Origin of the sequence: Actinoplanes sp. NPDC089786, assembly GCF_040684855.1 — a bacterium.
In the GTDB taxonomy this organism is placed as follows: Bacteria; Actinomycetota; Actinomycetes; order Mycobacteriales; family Micromonosporaceae; genus Actinoplanes.
In genome coordinates, this window is record NZ_JBFBGU010000001.1 from 1,947,052 (window position 1) to 1,969,696 (window position 22,645).

General features: G+C 71.9%; 22 protein-coding genes. 14 read left to right on the forward strand and 8 right to left on the reverse strand.

The window, feature by feature from the left end; all coding sequences use genetic code 11:
- Nucleotides 1-2: 2 nt before the first annotated feature.
- Nucleotides 3-3,020 (forward strand): bifunctional [glutamine synthetase] adenylyltransferase/[glutamine synthetase]-adenylyl-L-tyrosine phosphorylase, encoded by a 3,018-nt coding sequence (locus AB0O15_RS09355; RefSeq protein ID WP_364316177.1) that lies wholly within the window; start codon nucleotides 3-5, stop codon nucleotides 3,018-3,020.
- Between the two features lie 161 nt (nucleotides 3,021-3,181).
- On the opposite strand, the gene AB0O15_RS09360 is transcribed toward AB0O15_RS09355, so the two are convergent.
- The 3 genes from AB0O15_RS09360 to AB0O15_RS09370 all read right to left on the reverse strand — a co-directional run bounded on the left by AB0O15_RS09360 (nucleotide 3,182) and on the right by AB0O15_RS09370 (nucleotide 4,464).
- Nucleotides 3,182-3,328: a hypothetical protein gene (locus AB0O15_RS09360; RefSeq protein ID WP_364316180.1), complete on the reverse strand. Its 147-nt coding sequence runs from the start codon at nucleotides 3,326-3,328 to the stop codon at nucleotides 3,182-3,184.
- A 117-nt stretch (nucleotides 3,329-3,445) separates the two neighbouring features.
- Nucleotides 3,446-4,006, reverse strand: a complete 561-nt coding sequence (locus AB0O15_RS09365; protein ID WP_364316184.1) for a VanZ family protein — start codon at nucleotides 4,004-4,006, stop codon at nucleotides 3,446-3,448.
- A 50-nt stretch (nucleotides 4,007-4,056) separates the two neighbouring features.
- On the reverse strand, nucleotides 4,057-4,464 hold the full coding sequence (locus tag AB0O15_RS09370; RefSeq protein WP_364316187.1) for a DUF805 domain-containing protein: 408 nt from the start codon (nucleotides 4,462-4,464) through the stop codon (nucleotides 4,057-4,059).
- A gap of 266 nt (nucleotides 4,465-4,730) precedes the next feature.
- Between AB0O15_RS09370 and AB0O15_RS09375 the strand changes: the two genes are divergently transcribed.
- Nucleotides 4,731-5,489 (forward strand): PmoA family protein, encoded by a 759-nt coding sequence (locus tag AB0O15_RS09375; protein ID WP_364316189.1) that lies wholly within the window; start codon nucleotides 4,731-4,733, stop codon nucleotides 5,487-5,489.
- A gap of 27 nt (nucleotides 5,490-5,516) precedes the next feature.
- On the forward strand, nucleotides 5,517-5,720 hold the full coding sequence (locus AB0O15_RS09380) for a hypothetical protein (RefSeq protein WP_364316192.1): 204 nt from the start codon (nucleotides 5,517-5,519) through the stop codon (nucleotides 5,718-5,720).
- A 20-nt stretch (nucleotides 5,721-5,740) separates the two neighbouring features.
- On the opposite strand, the gene AB0O15_RS09385 is transcribed toward AB0O15_RS09380, so the two are convergent.
- The 5 genes from AB0O15_RS09385 to AB0O15_RS09405 all read right to left on the reverse strand — a co-directional run bounded on the left by AB0O15_RS09385 (nucleotide 5,741) and on the right by AB0O15_RS09405 (nucleotide 12,509).
- Nucleotides 5,741-6,808, reverse strand: a complete 1,068-nt coding sequence (locus AB0O15_RS09385; protein ID WP_364316195.1) for a Gfo/Idh/MocA family oxidoreductase — start codon at nucleotides 6,806-6,808, stop codon at nucleotides 5,741-5,743.
- Entirely contained in the window at nucleotides 6,805-8,220 is a 1,416-nt protein-coding gene (locus AB0O15_RS09390; RefSeq protein WP_364316197.1) for a mannitol dehydrogenase family protein, read from the reverse strand. Before AB0O15_RS09390 ends, AB0O15_RS09385 begins: the two co-directional genes overlap by 4 nt.
- Complete coding sequence (locus AB0O15_RS09395; protein ID WP_364316199.1) at nucleotides 8,211-9,491, reverse strand: enolase C-terminal domain-like protein; 1,281 nt, start codon at nucleotides 9,489-9,491, stop codon at nucleotides 8,211-8,213. Before AB0O15_RS09395 ends, AB0O15_RS09390 begins: the two co-directional genes overlap by 10 nt.
- Nucleotides 9,488-10,912 carry a glucuronate isomerase gene (gene uxaC, locus AB0O15_RS09400; protein ID WP_364316202.1) on the reverse strand — a complete coding sequence of 475 codons (1,425 nt, stop codon included), beginning with the start codon at nucleotides 10,910-10,912 and terminating at the stop codon, nucleotides 9,488-9,490. The genes AB0O15_RS09395 and uxaC overlap by 4 nt, the downstream gene beginning before the upstream one ends.
- 76 nt (nucleotides 10,913-10,988) lie before the next feature.
- Complete coding sequence (locus tag AB0O15_RS09405) at nucleotides 10,989-12,509, reverse strand: Gfo/Idh/MocA family oxidoreductase (RefSeq protein ID WP_364316205.1); 1,521 nt, start codon at nucleotides 12,507-12,509, stop codon at nucleotides 10,989-10,991.
- A gap of 223 nt (nucleotides 12,510-12,732) precedes the next feature.
- Here AB0O15_RS09405 and AB0O15_RS09410 point away from each other — a divergent pair, with 223 nt between their 5' ends.
- The 11 genes from AB0O15_RS09410 to AB0O15_RS09460 all read left to right on the forward strand — a co-directional run bounded on the left by AB0O15_RS09410 (nucleotide 12,733) and on the right by AB0O15_RS09460 (nucleotide 22,564).
- Nucleotides 12,733-13,713, forward strand: a complete 981-nt coding sequence (locus AB0O15_RS09410; protein WP_364316208.1) for a LacI family DNA-binding transcriptional regulator — start codon at nucleotides 12,733-12,735, stop codon at nucleotides 13,711-13,713.
- A 36-nt stretch (nucleotides 13,714-13,749) separates the two neighbouring features.
- Entirely contained in the window at nucleotides 13,750-15,027 is a 1,278-nt protein-coding gene (locus AB0O15_RS09415) for an extracellular solute-binding protein (RefSeq protein WP_364316210.1), read from the forward strand.
- 4 nt (nucleotides 15,028-15,031) lie between these two features.
- Nucleotides 15,032-15,988: a sugar ABC transporter permease gene (locus tag AB0O15_RS09420; protein ID WP_364316212.1), complete on the forward strand. Its 957-nt coding sequence runs from the start codon at nucleotides 15,032-15,034 to the stop codon at nucleotides 15,986-15,988.
- Nucleotides 15,988-16,818, forward strand: coding sequence for a carbohydrate ABC transporter permease (locus tag AB0O15_RS09425; protein WP_364316213.1), 831 nt, complete (start codon nucleotides 15,988-15,990; stop codon nucleotides 16,816-16,818). The genes AB0O15_RS09420 and AB0O15_RS09425 overlap by 1 nt, the downstream gene beginning before the upstream one ends.
- Nucleotides 16,819-16,898: 80 nt before the next feature.
- Nucleotides 16,899-17,408, forward strand: a complete 510-nt coding sequence (locus tag AB0O15_RS09430) for a hypothetical protein (protein WP_364316216.1) — start codon at nucleotides 16,899-16,901, stop codon at nucleotides 17,406-17,408.
- A gap of 116 nt (nucleotides 17,409-17,524) precedes the next feature.
- Nucleotides 17,525-18,742, forward strand: coding sequence for an inorganic phosphate transporter (locus AB0O15_RS09435; RefSeq protein ID WP_364316218.1), 1,218 nt, complete (start codon nucleotides 17,525-17,527; stop codon nucleotides 18,740-18,742).
- 2 nt (nucleotides 18,743-18,744) lie between these two features.
- Nucleotides 18,745-19,044, forward strand: coding sequence for a hypothetical protein (locus AB0O15_RS09440; RefSeq protein WP_364316220.1), 300 nt, complete (start codon nucleotides 18,745-18,747; stop codon nucleotides 19,042-19,044).
- A 22-nt stretch (nucleotides 19,045-19,066) separates the two neighbouring features.
- Nucleotides 19,067-19,384, forward strand: a complete 318-nt coding sequence (locus AB0O15_RS09445; protein WP_364316223.1) for a DUF3349 domain-containing protein — start codon at nucleotides 19,067-19,069, stop codon at nucleotides 19,382-19,384.
- A 93-nt stretch (nucleotides 19,385-19,477) separates the two neighbouring features.
- Nucleotides 19,478-20,506, forward strand: a complete 1,029-nt coding sequence (locus AB0O15_RS09450; protein WP_364316225.1) for a hypothetical protein — start codon at nucleotides 19,478-19,480, stop codon at nucleotides 20,504-20,506.
- A gap of 80 nt (nucleotides 20,507-20,586) precedes the next feature.
- The gene (locus AB0O15_RS09455; RefSeq protein WP_364316227.1) at nucleotides 20,587-21,993 is read left to right on the forward strand and encodes a serine/threonine-protein kinase; all 1,407 of its coding nucleotides are present in this window, start codon (nucleotides 20,587-20,589) and stop codon (nucleotides 21,991-21,993) included.
- A gap of 10 nt (nucleotides 21,994-22,003) precedes the next feature.
- Entirely contained in the window at nucleotides 22,004-22,564 is a 561-nt protein-coding gene (locus AB0O15_RS09460; RefSeq protein ID WP_364316230.1) for a GNAT family N-acetyltransferase, read from the forward strand.
- The last annotated feature ends 81 nt before the right edge of the window (nucleotides 22,565-22,645 follow it).

The following is a 22,645-nucleotide window of genomic DNA, read 5'->3' on the forward strand; positions in this document are numbered from 1 at the left end:
TGATGACCAGGCCGAGCCGGTTGGCGCGATACGGCTTCGCGGACAACGGCGCCAAGGCGGGCGACCTGCTCGGACGCCACGGGCTCGGGCTGTGGGACGCGGAGAGCCAAGAACCGGTCGACCCGCGCGCGGGCGAACTGCTGCACACCATGTCCCGGGTGGCCGACCCCAACCTGGCGTTGCGTCAGCTGCACCGGATGGTCGAGACCTCGGTGCGCGACGCCGCCCGGGGCAACGGTGGCGGGGCCGCTCCGAAGAAGGACATCGAGCTGGCCGAGCAGGCGGCGGCGGTCGACATCATCGAGACGCTGCACGCCGACCAGGGGCTGCGGCGCCGGTTGCTGGCCGTGCTGGGCGCGTCCTCGGCGCTGGGCGATCACCTGGTGGCCAACCCGGGCGAGTGGCGGACGCTGGCCACCGGCAAGACCGGGCTGCCGCCCAGCGCGGAGGGTCACCTCGAATTTGATCAAGCGGTGGGGGACGGGCCGCCGACGGTGCCGCAGCTCCGGAAGGCGTACCGCATCGGGTTGCTGCGCATCGCCGCCGCCGACCTGACCGGCGGGCGGGGGCTGGAGCCGACCATGGGCGCGCTGTCCCGGCTGGCCGACGAGACGCTCGCGGCCGCGTACCGGATGGCCGTGGCCGGCGTGCCCACCGAGCCGGCGCTGGCCGTCGTCGCGTTGGGCAAGTGCGGCGGCAACGAGCTCAACTACGTGTCCGATGTGGACGTCATCTTCGTGGCCCGCGGCGACGAGGACCTGAGCGCCGGCACCGCGGTCGCGGCCAAGCTGATCGAGATCTGCGGCCAGGTGGCGTGGCCGGTGGACGCCGCGCTGCGCCCCGAGGGCAGCCGGGGGCCGCTGGTCCGCACGCTGGCCTCGCACCAGGCCTACTACCACCGCTGGGCGCGCACGTGGGAGTTCCAGGCGCTGCTCAAGGCCCGTCCGGCGGCCGGCGACCTGGCCCTCGCGCAGGAGTGGATCGACGACCTGGCCCCGCTGGTGTGGCACGCGGCGGAGCGGCCGGAGGCGGTCGTCGACGTCCGCGACATGCGCCGCAAGATCATCGAGAACGTGCCCAAGGACAAGGTCGACCGCGAGATCAAGCGGGGCCCGGGCGGGCTGCGTGACATCGAGTTCGCCGTCCAGCTGCTCCAGCTCGTGCACGGCCGGGTGGACGAGACGCTGCGCGGTCCGGGGACGCTGCCGGCGCTGCGGGCGCTGGTCAGCGGCGGGTACGTCGGGCGCGAGGACGGCGAGACGCTGCTGCGGGGCTACCGCTTCCTGCGCAGCGTCGAGCACCGGTTGCAACTGCAGAATCTCCGGCGTACGCACACCGTGCCGGACGACCCGGCCGGCGAACGCTGGCTGGCCGCCGCCCTCGGCTATGTCGCGCTGCCCGGGCGGGACGCGGTCGAGGCCTTCCGCTCCGACTGGGTCGGCCACGCCGCGCAGGTCCGCCGCCTGCACGTGAAGCTGCTCTACCGGCCGCTGCTCGAGGCGGTGGCCCGGGTGCCGGCCGAGGCGCTGCGGATGACGCCGGAGTCGGCCGGCAAGCGCCTCGAGGTGCTGGGCTTCGCCGACCCGACCGGCGCGCTGCGTCACCTCCAGGCTCTGACCGGCGGCGTCACCCGCACCGCGGCGATCCAGCGCACCCTGCTGCCGATGCTGCTCCAGGAGTTCGCCGACGCGCCCGAACCCGACCGCGGCCTGCTCAGCTACCGCCACGTCTCGGACAAGCTCGGCAGCACGCCGTGGTACCTGCGGCTGCTCCGCGACGGCGGCCCGGTGGCCATGCGGCTGGCCCGAGTGCTGAGCCTGTCCCGGTACGCGACCGACCTGCTCACCCGCGACCCCGAGGCGCTGCGGCTGCTGGCCGAGGACGCCGAGTTGCAGCCACGCTCCCGCGAGAAGCTGTTGGACGGCTTCACCGCCGCCGCCGACCGGCACACCGAAGACCCGGCCAAGGCCATCGCCGCCGTCCGGGCCTCCCGCCGCCGCGAGCTCTTCCGGGTGGCCTGCGCCGACATCCTGAGCCGGGCCGGCGAGCTCGCCCCGGCCGACCCGCTCGACGTGGACGCGGTCGGCATCGCGCTCTCCGACATCACCGACGCCACGCTGACCGCCGCGCTCAAGGTCGCCCGGCGCAGCCGTCCCGGCCCGCCCGGCCTGAAGGTCGCGGTGATCGGGATGGGCCGGCTCGGCGGCTACGAGATGAGCTACCCGTCCGACGCCGACGTGCTGTTCGTCCACGAGGCCCCCGAGGGGATGCCCGAGGGTGACGCCTCGGCCGCCGCGCGCGCGATCGCCGAGGAGATGCGCAGCCTGCTCAACGCGCCCGCCCCCGACCCGGCGCTCGGCATCGACGCCGACCTGCGCCCCGAGGGCCGCCAGGGTCCGCTGGTCCGCAGCCTCAACGCCTACCAGCAGTACTACGCGCGCTGGTCGAAGGTGTGGGAGTCGCAGGCGCTGCTGCGCGCCCGCTGGGTCTGCGGCGACCTCGACCTGGGGCGGCGCTTCGAAGACCTGGCCAACAGCATGCGCTACCCGCGGGGCGGGCTGAGCCGCGAGCAGGTGGTCGAGATCCGGCGGCTCAAGGCCCGGGTGGAGACCGAGCGGCTGCCGCGCGGCGCCGACCCGAACACGCACACCAAACTCGGCCGCGGCGGTCTGACGGATGTGGAGTGGGCGGTCCAGCTCCTTCAACTCCGCCATGCGTACGCGCTGCCGGAGCTCCGCCTCACCCGGACCTTGGAGGCACTGACCGCCGAGCGCGCCGCCGGCCTGATGACGGCGCAGGACGCGGCGGCGATGACGGCCGGGTGGACCCTGGCCGCCCGGGTCCGGAACGCGCTGACGCTGGTCCGGGGCCGGCCCACCGACCAGCTGCCCCGGCACGGCGTCGAGCTGGCCGGTGTCGTGCTGCTGCTGGGCGCCACCGACCCGGGCGAGTTCGTCGACTCGTACCTCCGGGTGTCCCGCCGCTCGCGCGCCGCCATGGAACGAGTGCTGGACAGCTGACCCCGACGCCCGAGGTCGGCGGGCTCACCGCGAACGCCCCAGCCGCCGGGTGGACGCCTCGAACGCCAGGGCGATCAACCAGATGGCCGTCAGCACGTATCCGACGAACACGACCTTGACCCAGCCTGACAATTCGGCCTCCGAACCCCCGACGGTTGAGGTCAGGAGAAGTAGGCGACGTTCAGAAAGCTGACCGCCGACCGAAAGCCGAAGCCGTCGTACTGGTATGGGGCGCTGCCGGCGCTCGGCCGCAGGCCGGTTCCCGGATCCAGCGACGGCGCCGCAAACGTGATCGCGCTGACCAGCATGGCTGACAGGAACAGCGCGGCCCGGTGGGGTGACCCGGCACGGTTCTTCCGGAAAAGCGGCACGGCGGAGGGCGGTCAGACCGCGACGACGGAGGAGAGATAGGCCAATCTTCGAACCTAGCCGCCAGAGCTACCAGGACAAGCCCCGGCCACGAGTTGCTCGACGGGCCGATCCGGGCGGCGCCACCAGCGACGGGAGGCCAGCGCGGCCAGCCCGGCGCCGGCCGCGTTGAGCAGCACGTCGTCCACCGATGACACCCGGTCCAGCCGCAGCGCGAACTGCGCCGCCTCGACCAGCACCGAGCAGCCCGCCGCCAGCATCAGGACCCGTGGCACCGAGGCGAGCGCCGCGAACCGCATCGGGGCGAAGAACCCCAGCGCCGCGAAGACCAGCAGGTTGGCGACGATCTGCACGGTCGCGGTCGCCGCTCCGCCGTCGGCGACGATCGTGACCAGGTCGCGCAGCGGCACCAGGCTGATCCGCCCGCGCACCTCCCCGGCCCGGCCGCCGGGCAACAGGATCATCCAGACCCACGGCGCCGTCCCGTAGACCATGCCGACCTCGGCCAGCCCTCTCACCCACGGTCGGCAGCGGGCCAGGGCCCACACCGCCAGCGCGGCCAGCGGTAGCAGCGCCACCGTGACCGCCACCACGTCGGTGAATCTGCCCTCGACCATGCGACCCCCGGTTCATCCGAACCGCGAAGCTACCCAGCCGGGTCCAGCTGCTAGCCGGCCTGGCGCGGGTCGGGGCCGTACTGGTTGGGGCCCGGGTTGCCGGGGAGCACGGTCAGCACCAGCACGATGAGGCCACCGATGGCCGGGATCAAGCCGAGCAGCTGGAACCAGCCGGTCATGCCGGCGTCGTGCAGGCGCCGGGTGGTGACCGCCAGGGTCGGCAGGAGGACGCCGGCCAGGTAGACGAAGATCAGCACCCCGGGCAGCACACCCGAGCCGTTCATCGCGGAGTCGAGGCCGAAGCCGACGCCCAGGGCGATGGCGTACAGGATGAAGTTGAACAGCTGGTACCACCAGTACTCGGCGCGGCGGGCGCGGCCGCTGAAGGTGGCGTACTTGCGGAAGCAGCCCAGCCAGTAGCCCAGCGGGCCGGCCTGCGGGGTGGATGTGACGGTCACTCTGTCCTCCAAGGACATTCGGAATCCGGGACGCTCATCCTAGGGATGTATCGAAACAGGTCAACCCGGTGTGGCCGGATCGGGACATTAGGGCCTGTCCTGCCGATCAGCCGAGTGCGAGGCGAGGTCCAGAGGGTGGCTGGCGTCGCCCGCGGCGCGCCCTCATCCTGGTGTTGGATATGGGGTGTGTCGCGGGTGCCGTCAGGCGCGCTCTGGACCACGCCGCAGCCCCGGTTGATCGGCAGGACAGGCCCTACAGTGATCTGATGAGGGACATTGCCGTGAACGGGCTGCCGGTGGCCACCTATGTCCCGGCGCCGGACGTGGACATCCGGCTGGGTCCGCGCCCCTACCTTCATCCGGTTCGCACCCTCGGCGGCGTGGTGGTCACCGACGTGCTCCGCGCCGACCACCCCTGGCATCTGGGCGCGTCGCTGGCCATGGCCGACGTCAACGGCTGGAACCTCTGGGGCGGCCGCACCTACGTCCGCGACGAGGGCTACGTCTGGCGCGACGACCACGGCCGCGTCACCCACGACGAGGACGACCGGCTGCGCTGGCGCGACGGCGCGGGGGAGGTGCTGCTCACCGAACGTCGCACGATGCGGGCCGCGGTGGTCGAGCTCGGGTGGGAGCTGACCATCGGGTACGCCCTGACGGCGCCGGCCGGCGCCGATGTGGTGCTGGGCAGCCCGGCGACGAACGGCCGTCCGGGCGGCGCGGGCTACGGCGGCTTCTTCTGGCGGGCCGGCGAGGGCGAGGCGACGGCCTTCACACCGTCCGGGGCCGAGCCCAACGGCAGCACCGACGACTGGGTGGCGCTGACCGTCGGCGGCGCGTACACCCTGGTCTTCTCGGGCCTGGCCGGCGACGACCGCTGGTTCGTCCGCACCTCGGAGTACGCGGGGGTCTGCGCCGCGCTCGCCTTCGAGCACCCGCTGACCATCCCGGCCGGCGCCACCCTGTCCCGCGAGATCCGCGTCCTCATCGCGGACGGTGTGCTGGACGGGGGTAGGCTGACGTAAACCTTACCCATGACTAGGGTGCGGGGTATGACTCAGTTGCGCCTCCTCGGGATGAGGGAACTCAGCGACCGGCTCGGCGTGAGCCGCCAGCGGGCCGACACGCTCAGCCGCCGCCGCGGTTTCCCGGCGCCCCTCGCCGCGCTGGAGCGGGGCCGGGTCTGGGACGAGCACGCCGTCGACGCCTGGATCGCCGATCACCGCCGGCCGGCGCTGGACGACGACGAGCCCTGATCCACGCGAACAGCGACTGGTCAGGCGAAGGTCATGTGCAAAGCACCTTCCGAGGACGCCCAGGGCACGTCGAGCTCGGCCGGCAGGCGACCGGTCGAGGCGGCCCGCCACAGCACCGCGTTGATGCCGGTGATCACCCGGACGCGGCCAGCGCCGGCGCCGAGGTCGGTGATGAAGGCGTCGTCCAGCAGCGCCGGCAGCGGCCCGCCGGTCAGCGCCGCGGCCAGCGTGGTGAAGCCGAGCGTGCGGGCCAGCGGCGCCACCAGGGGAGTGCCATCGCGGCGGTGGGCGATCAGGTTGTCGAGCAGGTCGATCCGTCCGGGCACCTCGACCGGGTCGGAGCCGGGCAGTCGCAGCCGGTCGGTCGGATATTCGAGCACCACCCGCCCGGCCGGGCCGTCGGCGATCACCTCGCCGGCGATGAAGTCCTCGCCGGCCAGCGTGACCGCGGCCAGCAGGGTGGCGCCGCCCCGGAATCCGACCCGGGCGAACACGGTGTCGTCGGTCGCGATCGGCCGGGTCCGGTAGCGTTCGGCGGTCAGCGACACCGGGTCGTCGCCGATCACCGCCAGGCTCTGCATCAGCGCGTGCGCGAGCGGATTGACCAGCGCCCCGTCGCCCAGCCCCTGCCGACCGGCCCAGGTCGCGCGGGCGTAGTAGGCGTCGTCCCGCTGCCAGGACGCGACCGTCGCGACGCGCGGATACGTGCCGGGGGCGAGCCGGGCCAGCGCCGCCGACCCGAGCGCCTGGAACCCGACCTGACACGCCCGCCCGGTCGAGGCCAGCGCCGTGGCCAGCACCTCGTGCTCGGCCCGCGAGACCACCGGCGGCTTCTCCAGCAGCAGGTCGCAGCCGGCCCGGAGGGCGTCCAGGGCGATCGGCAGGTGGGTGTGCGGCGGCGTGCAGATCACCACGACATCGAGGGGTACGGAGCTGAGCAGCTCCCGATGATCGGTGAAGACGGGTACGTCCCCAGCATCCTCGACCGGCGCCGGATCGGCCATCCCGGCCAGGGTGACGTCGAGCGACGCGATCCGCCGCCGGTGCCACTTCCCGTGTCCACCGGCCCCGATCAGCCCGACCCTCACCGGACGCCGGCCAGCACGGCGGCCGCCCCGTGTCTGGTCAGCGCCTCCAGCCACTCGCCGCAGAGCTCCCGGACGACCGCATCGCCGGCCAGCTCGGGCGGGAACACCGCGGACAGCCCGAACAGGGCGTCCCGCACCTCGGCCGGTGTCGAGGCGCCGGCCAGCGCCGCGCGGATCGCCGGCCCCAGCGGGTCGTCCAGCGGCAGCGCCGAGCCGTCGTCGGCGACGCCCTGGACGTAGCGCATCCAGGCCGCCACCACGAGCGCCGCCCAGCGTGGCGACGCGCCCGCGGCCCGCCGGTCGGCGATGGTGTGCAGCACCCGCTGCGGCAGCTTCTGCGACCCGTCCTTGGCGATCTGGACGGTCCGGTGCTCGATGGCCGGGTCGGCGAACCGCTCCAGCACCGAGTCGCCGTAGCCCACCACGGTCACCCCGGGCGGTGGGGTGAGGCTGCCGGCCACGTCGTCAGCGATGAACCGGCCCATCACCTCGCGCATCCCCGGCAACTCCAAGGCCGACAACACGGTCCTCCGCCCGGCCAGCGCGCCCAGGTAGGCGATGCCGGAGTGCACGCCGTTCAGCGTCCGCAGCTTGAGCCGCTCCCACGGTCCGGCGTCGCCGGTCAGCACCGCGCCGGCCGCCTCCCAGGCCGGCCGCCCGCCGGGGAAGTCGTCCTCGATCACCCACTGCTTGAAGGGCTCGGCCGCGACCGCCGCCCGGTCCTCCACGCCCAGCGCGGCGGCCGCCGCGGCCAGCGTCGCCGCCGTGCCGGCCGGGACGATCCGGTCGACCATGGTGCCCGGAAACGTCACGCCGGCGGCGATCCAGTCGGCCAGCGGCCCGGACGGGCACAGCTGCTGGAAGAGAGATCGGGTGCGTCGTCCGTTGGACGGCAGGTTGTCGCAGCTGACCACGGCCAGCGGCCCGGCATCGGCCCGGCGCCGCGCGTCGAGCCCGCGCAGCAGCAGCCCCGGGATCCCGGCCGAAGCGCCCGGCAGCAGCTTCCCGGTCGCCGGGTCGGTGAAATACCCCTTCTCAGTCATGCACAGGGTGACCACCCGTACCCGCGGATCGGCGATCTTGGAGATCACCACGTCGGCGTCGGCGGCCGCGTGCAACACCTCGGAGAAGGCCCCGATCACCCGGGTGGAGCGGCCGAGCGACGTGACGCTGAACAGCCGATCCTGAGCGCGCAGGGCCGTGACGACATCGGCCGAGTGGGGCGCCACCGCGGCGATGCCCCAGTCGCCGCCGGCCGCGGCCACCGCCTCCTCGGTGTAGACGGCCTGGTGCGCTCGATGGAACGCGCCGATGCCGACGTGGACGATCCCGGTCGAGGCAGCGCCGGGCAGCGTCAGGGGGCGGGACGCGGCCGGGACGCGCGACAGCGTTCCGAGTCCGATCAGCGCCATGCCGGACCGTCCGGGAAGGTGAACTCGGCGATCGACTCGGGCTTCATCGTGGCGCTGTAGCCGGGTTCGGCAGGCAGGACGTAGCGGCCGTCGCGCGTACGCACCGGATCGGTGAAGTGTTCGTGCAGGTGGTCGACGTACTCGACCATGCGCCCGTCGAGCTCGGCCGCCACGCGCAGGTAGTCGAAGGCGAACAGGTGCTGGACCAGCTCGCACAGGCCGACGCCGCCGGCGTGCGGGCACACCGGGACGTCGAACTTGGCCGCCAGCAGCAGCTCGGCCAGCACCTCGGGCACCCCGCCGACCCGGCACGCGTCGACCTGCATGACGCCGATCGCCTCGGCCTGCAGCAGCTGCTTGAAGATCACCCGGTTGGCCGCCATCTCGCCGGTGGCAACCCGGACCGGCGCGACGGCCCGCTGGATCCGCGCGTGCCCGAGCACGTCGTCGGGGTGGGTGGGCTCCTCGATCCAGTACGGTCCGGCCTCGGCCAGCCGCGCCATGTTGGCGATCGCCTCGTCCACGTCCCAGACCTGGTTGGCGTCCATCATCAGCAGCGCGTCCGGGCCGATCGCGGCGCGGATCAGGCGGGCCCGCCGTACGTCGTCCTCGATGTCACCGCCGACCTTCATCTTCATCGCGCGCCAGCCGTCGTCGTACGCGGCCCGCGCCAGCGCTGTGACCTTGTCGTCCGGGTAGCCCAGCCAGCCCACGCTGGTGGTGTACGACGGCAGCCCGTCCCGTTCCAGCTCGGCCAGCCGCTCGGCCATCCCGACCTGGCCCTTGTCCAGGATCGCGGTCGCCTCCGCCGGGGTCAGCGCGTCGCGGATGTGCCGGAAGTCGATCTGCGCCACCAGCTCGGCGGTCGGCATCTCGGCCAGCAACCGCCACAACGGCCGGCCGGCCTCCTTGGCGCGCAGGTCCCACACCGCGTTGACCAGCGCCGCGGTGGCCAGGTGGATGACGCCCTTCTCCGGGCCGAGCCAGCGCAGCTGCGGGTCGGCGGTCAGCGATCGGCTGAAGTCCAGCCCGTCGAGCTCGGTCAGATCAAAACCGACGACGTGGTACGCGAGCGCGCGGATCGCCGCGCACACGACCTCGTTGCCCCGCCCGTTGGTGAAGGTGAAGCCGGCGCCGATGTGCGGGCCGTCGGTGCGCAGTTCGACGTACGCCGCCGAGTAGTCGCCCCGGTTGATCGCGTCCGAGCCGTCACCGGCCGCCGCGGTCGGGAAACGGACGTCGTGCACGGTGACGGACTCGATCCGGGTCATGCTTCAGCTCCCAGCCGGAAGATGCGTTTGGGCAGGTGGTAGGCGAGGTCGGCGATGGTCTCGGCGGCCTCGTCGAGCGGCAGCCGGCCCTGGGCGACCAGGGTGGCGAGGTAGGCGGCGTCGACCCGGCGCGCGACGTCGTGGCGTACCGGGATGGAGCAGAACGCCCGGGTGTCGTCGACGAACCCGGCGGTGTTGTAGAACCCGGCCGAGTCGGTGACCGTCTCGCGGAACCGCCGCAGCCCGTCCGGGGTGTCCAGGAACCACCACGGCGCGCCCAGGTAGAGCGCGGCGTAGCCACCGGCCAGCGGGGCCAGCTCACGGGTGAACGTGTCCTCGTCCAGCGTGTAGAGCACCACGCGCAGGCGCGGGTCGTTGCCGTACGCGTCGAGCAGCGGCGCCAGCCCGTGCACGTAGTCACTGGCCTGCGGGATGTCGCCGCCGGTGTCCCGGCCGTGGGTGCGGTGCAGCCACCGGTTGTGGTTGCGGACCGCGCCCGGGTGCAGCTGCATGACCAGCCCGTCGTCGATCGACATCCGGGCGAACTCGAGCAGCATGTGGGCCCGGAACAGTTCCGCGTCCCGGGCCGACGCGCGCCCGCTGAGCCCGCGCTGGAACAGTTCCGCCGCCTCGGCCTCGGGCAGCGAGACGGTCAGCGCGGTCGGGTGCCCGTGGTCGGAGCTGGTCGCGCCGGCTGCGACGAACGCCTCCCGCCGCAGCCGCAACGCGTCCAGGTAGCCGCCGAAGCGCGACGTGTCGGTCCCGGCCACCTCACCCAGCCGGGCGACGTTGCCGGCCCAGCCCTCGAACTCCATGTCGACCACGTTGTCCGGGCGGAACGTGGTGATCACCCGGCCACCCGGCCCGCCCCAGCCGTCGGCGGCGAGCTTGGCGTGGGTGGCCAGGTCGTCCAGCGGCGACTCGGTGGTGGCCAGGGTCTCGATGCCGAACTGCTGGAACAGCGCCCGTGGCCGGAACGCCGGCTCGGCCAGCCTGGCCGCGATCGCGTCGTAGATGTCGTCGGCGGTCTCCGCCCGCAGCGGCGTGTGCACGTCGAAGACGCCGGCGAACGTGCGCTCCATCCACAGCCGGGACGGCGTGCCGCGGAACAGGTGCCAGTTCTCGGCCAGCAGCCGCCAGATGACCCGGCCGTCGGTCTCCACCGGCTCGTCGCTGCCGTCCCGCGCCGGCACGCCCAGCCGCCCCGGCCGGGTGCCCTGGCTGAGCAGCATCCTGGTCACGTAGTGGTCGGGCACCACGAGCAGCCGCGCCGGATCGGGGAACGGCCGGTCCTCGGCCAGCAGCGCCGGGTCGACGTGGCCGTGCGGGCAGATCAGCGGCAGCGCGGCGGCGACCGCGTGCAGCTCACGCGCGATGTCCCGCTCCCGGTCGCCACTCGCGAAGATCAGATCGTCGGCCACGCCCACTCCGTTCGTCCGGTCGCTCTTCCGCAGTGGTAGCCCAGGGCGGTATCCGAGGCCCGGATGGCGCTCTGGGCTACCACTGGTGGTCGTTGTCGAGGTCGAGCAGATCGGCCACGTGGACGGCGGCGCCGGTCTCCATCGAGCGGTTCGCCGCCAGCCCGGTGAGCAGGGCCAGCGCCCCGTCCCGCGCGGTCGCCGACCGGTTCAGCGGGTCGGTCGCCCCGCCGAGGAGGACCGCGAGCATCCGCTTGTCCGCCCCGCCGTGCCCGTCCCGCTCGTCGTCGTCCCTTTGCTCTGAGCGCGTATGGGCAACACCCGTCTCGCCCGCGGCTTGCTCTGAGCGCGTATGGGCAACACCCGTCTCGCCCGCGGCTTGCTCTGAGCGCGTATAGGCAACACCCGTCTCGCCCGCGGCCTGCTCTGAGCGCGTATAGGCAACACCCGCCTCGCGGGCGGCGTCGCCGGGACGGGGAGTGCGGCCGGGCAACGGGACGACCTGCGGCGGCGCCCAGAACGGGTGCAGCGTGAGGGAGGCCCAGCCGCGTTCGGCCGCGGCCGCCTCGCCGTGCACCGCGGCGCCCTTCAGCGCGCTCGCCTCGCCCAGGCTGACGTGGTCGCTCTCCACGACCTCGAGCTCCAGCCGCCCCTTGCTGCCGTTGACCATCACGCGGTAGCCCTCCCACGGCGCGTAGGCCGTGAGGTGGTAGGTCATCGTGGCCCCGGTGTCGTACCGGACCAGCACCGCCATGTCGTCCTGGATGGTCACGCCGGGCGCGAAGACGTTGCGGTCGCGCAGGTAGCCGTCGGCCGACTCGGCCTCGAGGTAGAGCGCCCGCAACCGGTCGTTGTCCTCGAGCCGCATCGCGAACGGGTCGTCCCGGGCCGCCGGGCTGCCGTGCGCCCGCTCGTAGTCCCGCGCGTACCCGTGCCGTTCGCCGGCCGGCGAGCCGTAGAAGAACAGCCGGCCGGACGCGAAGACCGACTCCGGCCGCGCGCCCAGCCACCAGTTGACCAGGTCGAAGTGGTGGCCGGACTTGTGCACGAGCAGCCCGCCCGAGTTGGCCCGTTCGCGGTGCCAGCGCCGGAAGTAGTCGGCGCCGTGGCGTACGTCGAGCAGCCACTCGAAGTGCACCGACCCGATCTCCCCGACCGTGCCGGACGCGAGCAGCGTGCGGACCTTCTCGTGCACCGGGTTGAAGCGGTAGTTGAAGGTGACCGCCACCTGCTTGCCGGTTCGCCGCTGGGCGTCGAGCACCGCGCGGGCGCCCGGGGCGTCGGTGGTCATCGGCTTCTCGGTCAGCACGTCGCACCCGGCCTCCAGGGCGGTCACGATGTGCCCGGCGTGTTCCCGATCCATGCTGGTGACGACCAGGGTGTCGGCCCGCTGCTCGGCCAGCATCTCGGCGAGATCGGCGTACCCGGGCACCTCGGGGTGGCCGTCGAGGCGCAGCCACCGCTGATGGGCGGCGACGCGCAGCGGGTTGCGGTCGCACAGGCCGACCAGCTCGCTCGTCGCGGCGTGGTCGTGGGTGAGGGCCCGGACGAACATCTCGGCCCGTGCGCCGGTGCCGACGAGCGCGTAGCGGCGCGGCATTGGGGGACCCCCATTCTGATGACAAACCTTTGCAGCGGACGCTAGGCCCATCGACACAAATGAGTCAACGGCGTGCTCCACTTCGTACGTGAAGATGGGTTTTTGCGGGGAATAGTCGAAATGGTTTCGAAACATGTTGGCAGTCCGGATGGATTGACAGCACTGCAACCGCTTGCATTAATTGCGTCCCAGGCATCGATGAACACCGAAGGAGGTGGTGAGCGTGCCGGCCACGATCCGGGACGTCGCGCAGGCGTCCGGCGTACACATCTCCACCGTCTCGCGCACCTTCTCGGCGCCCCACCTGGTGAACGTGGAGACCCGCAGCCGGGTCCAGGCGTGCGCCGAACAGCTCGGCTATCGGCCCAACCGGGCCGCGCGGGCGCTGATCACCGGCCGGACGTTCAACATCGGCCTGATCGTCGCCGACATCGCCAACCCGTTCTTCCCGCCGCTGATCAAGGCGGCCGAGAGCCAGGCCCGCCGGCACGACCACCTCATCTTCGTGGCCGACACCAACGAGGACGCGGTGGTCGAGGAAGACCTGGTCCGGGCGCTGGCCAAACAGGTGGACGGGGTGCTGCTGTGCAGCCCGCGGATGAGCAACAGCCTGATCGAGCAGCTCAGCCGCGAGGTGCCGCTGGTCGTGGTGAACCGCAGCATCGCCGGCCTGCCCGCGGTCGTGATGGACGTGGCCCAGGGCGCCCAGCTCGCCCTGGACCACCTGGCCGGCCTCGGGCACCGGCGGATCGCGCTGGTCGCCGGCCCGCGCGGGTCCTGGACCAGCCGCGAGATCCGGCGCGCGGCCCAGTCCGCCGAGCGGTCCGGCCGGTTCGAGCTCACCGTGATCGGGCCGAACCAGCCGACCGAGCACGGTGGCCGGGCGGTCGCCGAGCAGATCCAGCGCGGCGGGGTGACCGCCGTGCTCGCCTACAACGACCTGATGGCCATCGGCCTGATGGAGGGGCTGGACGCCCTCGGCCTGCGGGTGCCCGAGGACGTGAGCGTGGCCGGCATCGACGACATCACGCTCAGCCGGTTGACCCGCCCCAAGCTGACCACGGTGGCCACCCCCACCGCCGCCGCGGGCCGGGCGGCCGTCGACATGCTCCTCTCGCACAGCGACGACCGCCGCACCACCGCACATGTCTCCCTGCACACCGAACTGATCGTCCGGGACTCGACCGGACCCGTCTCCGCGTAACGCCCCCTTTTCCTGAGAAACAGAGAAGAGATCGCGATGCCGCGTGCCCGAAAACTCCTCGCCGCCGTCCTGATGTTTCCGCTCGTCCTCGGCGCCACCGCCTGTGGTGGCGGTGAAGAAAGCAAGGATGGCAAGGTCGTGCTGTCCTTCTACTGGTGGGGCGGCGAGACCCGCGCCGGCCTGACCGAGAAGGCCCTGAACCTCTACACGGCCGAGCACCCGGACGTCACGTTCAAGAAGACCTGGCAGGCCAACCAGGGCTACTTCGACAAGCTGGCCACGCTGACCGCGGGCGGCGACCCGCCGGACGTCTTCCAGATCGACGACAACTACCTCGCCGAGTACGCCGACCGGAAGGTCACCCTCGACCTGACGCCGTACCAGGCCGACAAGCGCCTGGACACCAGCCGGTTCCCCGAGCCGCTGTGGAAGTACGGCGTGGTCGACGGCAAGATGGCCGGCCTGTCCTTCGGCGAGAACACCCAGGGCCTGGTGTACGACAAGACGCTGCTCGAGAAGTTCAAGCTGCCCGAGCCGACGATGGGCATGTCCTGGGAGGACTACATCGCCTGGGCGTCGACGGTGACGAAGACCGCGAAGGTCCCGGGTACGCAGGACCCGAGCGCCGACTTCAAGGCGTTCTGGGTCTGGCTGCGGCAGCAGGGCAAGGACCTCTACCAGGGCAAGCAGCTCGGCTTCACCGAGGCCGACGTGACACAGTGGTTCACCCTCTGGCAGGGCGCCCGCGCGGCCGGCGCCACGCCCACCGCGGACGTCATCCACGAGGGCAACTCCACCGACATCACCAAGCAGCTGGTGGCGACCGGCAAGGCGGCCACCAGCTTCGTCTGGGTCAACCAGATGCCCGAGCTGAAGAAGAACGTCAAGGGCGAGCTGGGCGTCACGGCGTACCCGGGCAAGACCGGCGCGCAGTGGCCGCGTGCCTCGATGTTCTTCTCGGTCTTCCGCGGCAGCAAGCACAAGGACGTCGCCGTCGACGTCATCAACTTCCTGGCCAACGACCCGGAAGCCGGCCAGATCCTGGGCACCGAGCGCGGCCTGCCGTCCAACCTGGACATCCGCGAGCAGGTCGCGGCCGGCACCGACAACCCGGCGATGAAGCAGTCGATCACCGTGCAGGACGAGATCGGCAAGACCTACGGCGCCGCGCCGACGGTGCCGCCGGCCGGGCACAGCGTGGTCAAGAGCGAGCTGATCAAGGCGGCCGAGGAGGTGGTGTACGGACGGCAGACGCCGGACGCCGCGGCCAAGGCCTTCGTCGCCGCCGCGACCAGCGCGATCGGCAAGGGATGACCTCGTGGCCATCGCTCCGCCGGTAGCCGCGCCCCGCCAACGGGAGGCAGGGCCGGCCCGGGCCCGGCAGCGGCAGAACCTCGCCGGGTACGCGTTCCTCGGCCCGTGGCTGATCGGCCTGATGCTGATCACCGCGGTGCCGATGCTGCTCTCGCTCTACCTCAGCTTCACCGACTACGACGTGCTGTCGCCGCTGTCCGAGGTGGAGTGGGTCGGCTTCGACAACTATCGGCGGATGTTCACCGAGGATCCGTCGTACTGGCACTCGGTCACCGTGACGGTCACCTACGCGCTGATCGCCGTGCCGCTCAAGCTGCTCGTCGCGCTCGGCGTGGCGCTGCTGCTGAACCGCGCGTTCCGTGGCGTCGGCCTCTTCCGCGGGCTGTTCTACCTGCCGTCGCTGCTCGGCGGCAGCGTGGCGCTGGCCATCGTCTGGGTCAGCATGTTCAACCGGGACGGCGCCTTCAACTCGCTGCTCGGCTTCTTCGGCGTCCAGGGCCAGGCGTGGGTGCACGACCCGGAGTACGCGCTGGAGACCCTGATGCTGCTGGCGGTCTGGCAGTTCGGGGCGCCGATGGTGATCTTCCTGGCCGGGCTCAAACAGGTGCCGGTCGAGCTGTACGAGGCGGCCGAGGTGGACGGCGCCGGTGCGGTACGCCGGTTCTGGCACATCACGGTGCCGATGCTCTCGCCGGTGATCTTCTTCAACCTGGTGCTGGAGACGATCAACGGCTTCCAGGGCTTCACGTCGGCGTTCGTGCTGAGCAACGGCGAGGGCGGCCCGGTCGACTCCACCCTGATGTACACGCTGAACCTCTACATCAACGGCTTCGTCAAGCTGGACATGGGCTACGCGTCCGCGATGGCCTGGATCTTCCTGATCGCCATCGGCCTGATCACGGCCGTGCTGTTCCGCACCGGCCGGTTCTGGGTGCACTACTCCGACGAGGGGAACGGCTGATGCGCCGCGTGCTGCGGGTCCTGCTGCTGGTCGCCATCCTGGCCGTGGTGCTCTACCCGCTGGTGTGGATGGCCGGCACCTCGGTCAAGTCGCCCGAGGAGATCGTCAGCAACATCGGGCTGATCCCTGACGAGTTCACGCCGGGCAACTTCGCCGAGGGCTGGAGCCACTTCGACCTGGGCTTCGGCCGGTTCTTCGCGAACAGCGTGCTGGTGGCCGGGCTGACCGTGCTCGGCAACGTGATCTCCTGCCTGCTGGCCGCGTACGCCCTGGGCCGGTTGAGGTTCCGGCTGCGCGGGATGTGGTTCGCGGTCATGATCGGCACCCTGCTGCTGCCCGGCCACGTGCTGATCATCCCGCAGTACATCCTCTACAAGTCGCTCGGCTGGGTCGGCGGCGACTTCCCCTACCTGCCGCTGCTCGTGCCCCAGTTCCTGGCCACCGAGGCGTTCTTCGTCTTCCTGATGGTGCAGTTCATGCGCGGCATCCCGCGGGAGCTCGATGAGGCCGCCACGATCGACGGCGCCGGCCCGTACGCGATCTTCCGGTACGTCATCCTGCCGCTGAGCCGGCCGGCCCTGGTCACCACGGCGATCTTCTCGTTCATCTGGACCTGGAACGACTTCTTCCGTCAGCTGGTGTTCCTCTCCGACCTGAGCGACTACACCGTTCCGGTGGCGCTGACGCTGTTCATCGACTCGACGTCGGAAAGCGCGGTCGGGCCGATGTTCGCGATGTCGTTGCTGTCGCTCGTACCCGTGTTCCTGTTCTTCGTGGCTTTTCAGAGAATGCTCGTCGAGGGGATCAACACGAGCGGGCTCAAGGGATGAGATCTCCTTGGCGGGACGCCTTTCGAACCGCGGGTGATCTCGCGATCGCCGGATTCCTGACGACTTTTCTCTGCTGCGGCGTGATCACCGCGGGGGCCGCTCTGCTGACCGCCAGCCGCGCGGTCGAGCACTACCTGAGCCATGACGCGTGGCCGTCGCCCCGGCGGCTGTGGGTCAGCTTCCGGCAGGCCCTGCTGCCCGGGTTCGCGGCCTCGGTCGTGGTCGCCGCCCTCGCCGCCGCGGTGGTGCTCGATCTGTTCGCGCTGCGGGCGGGCCGGGTGCCCGGCGGCGCGCCGATGCTGGTCGTAGTGGCGCTCGCCGGCCTGGCCGCCGCCGGGCTGGGCGGGCTGGTGCTGGTCTCGGCGGCCCGCCGGCGGCTTCTTCCGGCGGTACGCGACGCGCTGCGTACCGCCGTCTCCCACCCGGGCCGGGTGGCCGCCACCGCGGGCGTGCTCGCCGTGGCCGGGACCCTCGCCGTGCTCATCCACCCGGTCCTGGTCCCGGTCATGCTCGGCCATCTGCTCTTCGCCCTGCACGTGCTCGCCCGCCGTAACACCGGCCCGGTCGAAGCGACAGCGATCACCGGCTGAACATCCTGGGATCACCCGGGCCGGTAAGCGACAGGTAAGTGAACCGGGCTCGAACTTCTGGGGCGGACGCTTCTCCCCACTTCCGTTGCCGGTAAGGACGGCCGGACGATGCGGGAGTGACCGAGTCAATCATCCTGGCCCTGGTCGTCGTTACCGCGCTGGGTTTCGACTTCACCAACGGGTTCCACGACACGGCGAACGCGATGGCCACGTCCATCGCCACGAAGGCGCTGCGGCCGAAGACGGCCGTGGCCTTGTCCGGCATCCTCAACCTCGTAGGCGCCTTCCTCTCCGTCGAGGTGGCGCTGACCGTGACGAACGCGGTCGTCAAGATCCAGGACAAGTCGGGCGCCCCGAAGGCCGAGCTGCTCGGCAACGGCGGATTCGACCTGCTCCTGATCGTGCTCGCCGGCCTGGTCGGCGGCATCGTCTGGAACCTGCTGACCTGGCTGCTCGGCCTGCCGTCGAGCTCGTCGCACGCGCTGTTCGGCGGCCTGATCGGCGCCAGCGTCGCCGGCCTCGGCTGGGCCGGCGTCAACTGGAACGGCGACGGCAGCAAGCTCGACGGCGTCGTCGGCAAGGTGCTGCTACCGGCGGTGATGTCGCCGGTGATCGCCTGCATCGTCGCGGCCGTCGGCACCTGGCTGGTCTACAAGGCGGTGACCGGGGTCGCATCGAAATTTACGGAGAGTGGGTTCCGCTGGGGTCAGATCGGCAGCGCCTCGCTGGTCTCGCTGGCCCACGGCACCAACGACGCGCAGAAGACGATGGGCGTCATCACGCTGGCCCTGATCGCCTCGGGCGACTGGACCGACACCGGCGCCGTGCCGTTCTGGGTCAAGGCGGCGTGTGCGCTGGCCATCGCCGCGGGCACCTACCTCGGCGGCTGGCGGATCATCCGCACGCTGGGCAAGGGCCTGGTCGAGATCGCGCCGCCGCAGGGCATGGCCGCCGAGGCCTCCTCGGCCGCGGTCATCCTGGCCTCCAGCCACCTCGGCTTCGCGCTCTCCACCACGCACGTCGCGACCGGCTCGATCCTCGGCAGCGGCATCGGCAAGCCCGGCGCGCAGGTCCGCTGGAAGGTGGCCGGCCGGATGATCGCCGCCTGGCTGATCACGCTGCCCGCCGCGGCCGTCGTCGGCGGCGTCATGTGGTCGATCGGCCACCTGGTCGGCGGCCTGGCCGGCGCCGTGGTGGTCTTCATCGTGCTGCTGGGCCTGGCGACCTTCATGTTCCTGCGGTCCCGCCAGAAGCCGGTCGACCACAGCAACGTCAACGACGAGTGGGAAGACGAGCCCGCGGCCACCCGCGAGCGCGTCCCCGAAGGAGTCTGAGCATGCACAACCTCGGCTTCGCCCTCGAGGGCGCCTGGAAGGTGCTGGCCGCCGGCATCGTGCTCGGCGCCGGCCTCCCGCTGCTCTTCGCGCTCGGCATCCGCTCCCTGGCCTGGGGGGCGGGCGGTTCCGCGGAGGTCGACTCCGCCGCCCGCCCCAACCCGGCCGGCACCGTGATCGGCTGGGTCCTGTTCATCATCGTGCTGGCCCTGGTCGTGCTGGGCATCACCTTCATCGTGGCGTCCGGCTTCGGCAAGGCGCTCAGCTTCGAGCACATCTACCCGACCATCATCGACAAGTGACGCTTCGGCGTAGGAGATCACGGTGACCGAACCCCGTTCCAGCTTTGTCGTCCGGGCCGTGGACTGGCTCCGGCAGGGCTACCCGACCGGTGTGCCGCGGCAGGACTACGTGGTGCTGCTCGGCCTCCTCCAGCGGAAGCTGACCGAGGAGGAGGTCCGCTCGGTCGCCCAGGACCTGGCCGACAACGCGATCCTCAACGACGAGCCGGTGACCCACGAGGACATCGAGCAGATGATCCACGACTCGGTGCTCAAGCCGGCCAGCCCGGAGGATGTCGCCCGGGTCTCCGGTCGGCTCGCCGCCGGTGGCTGGCCGCTGGCCGACCCGCCGACCGACTAGAACTGGGCGACGGCGACGGCGATCTTGCCGCGCCACCCGGCCGGCCCGCGTCGGGGCCTGGAATATACCGATCATCGGTATATGATGTTCGCCATGCATGGCGAACTCGAGGGACGTTACCGCCGCCTTCTGGCCGCGTATCCGAGCACGTACCGGCGGGAGTACGAGGAAGAGATGGTCGGCGTGCTGATGGCCGCCGCCGAGCCCGGCAGCCGTCGCCCGAGCCTGCGCGACCGGGCCGATCTGCTCGCCGGGGCGGTCAAGGTCCGCCTCCGGAATCGGCCCGGCCTGGGTGGCCTGCTGCGCGACAACGACTGGCGCCGGGCCCTGCGGGTGATCCAGATCGTCGGCACGCTGGCCCTGCTGGCCGTCCCGCTCCGCCGGCTCGGGCTGGCGTACACCTACCTGGGCTGGGACCGGGCGGCCTTCGAGCCGCTCTGGTTCCTGCACCTGGTCTGGCTGGTCGCCGCGGTCGTGGTGATCGCGGGCCGGCGCCGGGTGGCGGCCGGCGCCGCGCTGGCCGGGGCCGCGGTCGAGATCGCCGCGGTCGGTTCGCGGTACCCGGATTCACCCAGCCAGATGCTGCTGTCGGCCTGGCTGGTGGTGGCCGCGGTGCTGGTCGCCGCGGCCTCGGTCGCGCTGGTCTCGGGCGAGCCGGTGCTCCGGCCCCGCGGCCTCGGGTTCTTCGGCGGTGGCCTGGCCCTGCTCGCGGCGGCCGACATCGTCGACCACCGGACCGGGGACGGCTACTTCGTCGGCCAGTTGAGCTACGCGGTCACCATCGACGGCGACTTCCTCTTCCGGTGGGCGGTCCCGGTCTTTCTCGCCGCGGCCGGCCTGATGCTGATCGGCTGGTGGCGACAGGGCGGCCCGGTCCGCCGCCGGACGGCGGTGCTGATCACGCCGGTCATCGCGATGGCGGCGCTGGTCACCTACGGCTTCGCCGGCTTCAGGTATTCGAGCATGCAGTTCGACTCGCCGATCTACCTGCGCGGTTTCCAATGGGCGATCCTGGCGCTCACCCCGCTGCTCGGCTTCGCCGTGAGCGTGGCGGCGCTGAACAGCTACGAGCGGGTCAGCCACCTGGTCCGCCTCGGCCGCGAGGCCGAACGCGCCCGGTGATCGGATAGTTGCCCGAAGGGCCATCGCGGCGGACGCCACCTTTGGTGCATGATGTCGCGTCGGCCGTGAGGGAGATGATCGTGCTGCAGCCCGGATTGCTACTCGGTGGGCGCTACCTGCTCGTGGCCAGGGTCGGCGCCGGTGGCATGGGCGAGGTCTGGCGGGCCACCGACGAGGTGCTCGGCCGGACCGTCGCGGTCAAGGTGATGCTGCCCGAGGTGGCCGGCCAAGCCGGCTTCGCCCGCCGGTTCGTGGCCGAGGCGCAGGCGATGGCCGGCGTCAGCCACCCCGGCGTGGCCAACATCCACGATTACGGCCAGGACCACGGCGTGACCTTCATGGTGATGGAGTTCATCGACGGCGAGTCGCTGGCCCAGGCGGTGGCCCGGGCCGGGCGGATGGCGCCGCCGGAGGTGATGCGGATGATCGCCGAGGCGGCCGAGGGGCTCCAGGCGGTGCACGACGCGGGCATCGTGCACCGCGACGTGAAGCCGGCCAACCTGCTGGTCCGGCGCAACGGCCAGGTGGTGCTCACCGACTTCGGCATCTCCCGGGCCGGCGACAGCACCGGGCTGACCCAGTCCGGCGCGGTGCTCGGCACGCCCACCTACCTGTCGCCCGAGCAGGTGCTGGGGCAGCCGGCCACGCCGCTCAGCGACCTGTACGCGCTGGGCGTCGCGGCGTACGAGATGCTCGCCGGTCGGCGCCCGTTCGTGGGCGAGAACGCGTACGCCGTCGCCCTGCAGCGGGTCCAGGCGCCGCCCCCGCCGCTGCCGGCCGACGTGCCGCCGAACGTGGCCGCCGTGGTCGGCCGCATGCTCGCCACCGACCCGGCGCAGCGCTGGCCGTCCGCCTCGACCCTGGCCGAGGTGGCGCGCGCGGCCGCCGGTGGCGCGCTGATGCCCGCGGCGCCGTTCCCGGGCCCGCACCCGCCGTGGCCGGCCGCGCCCCCCAAGCGGCGCCGCTCGCCGGTGATCGTCGCGGTCGCCGTGGCTGCGGTGGCCGTCCTGGCCGCCGGCTTCGCGGTCGTCAAACTCGCCGGCGATCGGGATGCCAGGGCCGAGGCCGGATCTTCGGGCGGAACCGTCAAGGACCGCGTCCCCGACCACTTCAAGCAGTGCGACCAGGGCTTCTGCCCGGTCGAGGAGATGTGCTGGGGCGGCCTGGTCGGGCTCAGCGGCCGGGCCGAGATGCCCCGGAAGGCGCCCTGCGCCCAGGAGCACTACTGGGAGACGTTCGCCGCGATCGAGCCGCCGCCCGGCTCGCTGGAGGGCAACCAGACCGACCTGATCACCACCGACGCGGCGGTGAAGAAGGCCTGCACCCGCGCCGTGATGGAAGCGCGGGCCAAGGACAAGGCCAAGGTGAAGGGCTGGACGATTGGCGCCTGGCCGATGCAGTTCTCCGGTACCACCGACACCCTGATCCACTGCCTCGCCAACTCCGGACAGGGCGAGGTCAAAGCGTCCGTGTTCGCGATCTCCTAGGCTTCCGCGCATGGGTGTCTTCCTGGAGACCGAGCGGCTGCGGCTGCGCGAGTTCGAGTCCCGCGACGTGGCCGCGCTGGTCGAGCTGGACAGCGACCCGGTGGTGATGTTCCACCTCAACGGCGGCCGCGCCACCGGCGAGGAGGAGATCCGGGACGACGTCCTGCCGTACATGCTGTCCTGGTACTCGCGGCCGGGCGGCTTCGGCTACTGGGCGGTCGAGGAGAAGGACAGCGGCCGGTTCGTCGGCTGGTTCCACCTGCGGCCGGGCAACCGGCGTACCTCGTCGCCGGGCGCCGAGATCGGCTACCGGTTCCGCCGCGACGTCTGGGGCCGGGGGTACGCGACCGAGGGCGCCCGCGCGCTGATCGACAAGGCCTTCACCGACCTGGGCGTCGAGCGGGTCTTCGCCGAGACGATGGCCGTGCACACCGCCTCCCGCCGGGTGATGGAGAAGGCCGGCCTGCGCTACCTCCGCACCTTCCACGCCGACTGGCCGGACAAGATCCCGGGCGACGAGCAGGGCGATGTCGAGTACGCGCTGACCCGTGATCAGTGGCACCATTCCTGAGCATTTCCCGACACCATTCCCGGCCGTTCGGGTAATGGCGACCCAACAGATCTTCCGGGCGCATGTAAAATGTCATACGAA

What these genes read in the sequence shown, in the direction of transcription:
- AB0O15_RS09395 (WP_364316199.1), bottom strand. Translation starts at nt 9,491, where the DNA reads ATGACCCGGATCGAGTCCGTCACCGTGCACGACGTCCGTTTCCCGACC.
- AB0O15_RS09440 (WP_364316220.1), top strand. Translation starts at nt 18,745, where the DNA reads ATGCACAACCTCGGCTTCGCCCTCGAGGGCGCCTGGAAGGTGCTGGCC.
- AB0O15_RS09450 (WP_364316225.1), top strand. Translation starts at nt 19,478, where the DNA reads ATGCATGGCGAACTCGAGGGACGTTACCGCCGCCTTCTGGCCGCGTAT.
- AB0O15_RS09360 (WP_364316180.1), bottom strand. Translation starts at nt 3,328, where the DNA reads ATGCTGGTCAGCGCGATCACGTTTGCGGCGCCGTCGCTGGATCCGGGA.
- AB0O15_RS09390 (WP_364316197.1), bottom strand. Translation starts at nt 8,220, where the DNA reads ATGGCGCTGATCGGACTCGGAACGCTGTCGCGCGTCCCGGCCGCGTCC.
- AB0O15_RS09405 (WP_364316205.1), bottom strand. Translation starts at nt 12,509, where the DNA reads ATGCCGCGCCGCTACGCGCTCGTCGGCACCGGCGCACGGGCCGAGATG.
- AB0O15_RS09380 (WP_364316192.1), top strand. Translation starts at nt 5,517, where the DNA reads ATGACTCAGTTGCGCCTCCTCGGGATGAGGGAACTCAGCGACCGGCTC.
- AB0O15_RS09355 (WP_364316177.1), top strand. Translation starts at nt 3, where the DNA reads ATGACCAGGCCGAGCCGGTTGGCGCGATACGGCTTCGCGGACAACGGC.
- AB0O15_RS09460 (WP_364316230.1), top strand. Translation starts at nt 22,004, where the DNA reads ATGGGTGTCTTCCTGGAGACCGAGCGGCTGCGGCTGCGCGAGTTCGAG.
- AB0O15_RS09415 (WP_364316210.1), top strand. Translation starts at nt 13,750, where the DNA reads ATGCCGCGTGCCCGAAAACTCCTCGCCGCCGTCCTGATGTTTCCGCTC.
- AB0O15_RS09365 (WP_364316184.1), bottom strand. Translation starts at nt 4,006, where the DNA reads ATGGTCGAGGGCAGATTCACCGACGTGGTGGCGGTCACGGTGGCGCTG.
- AB0O15_RS09425 (WP_364316213.1), top strand. Translation starts at nt 15,988, where the DNA reads ATGCGCCGCGTGCTGCGGGTCCTGCTGCTGGTCGCCATCCTGGCCGTG.
- AB0O15_RS09375 (WP_364316189.1), top strand. Translation starts at nt 4,731, where the DNA reads ATGAGGGACATTGCCGTGAACGGGCTGCCGGTGGCCACCTATGTCCCG.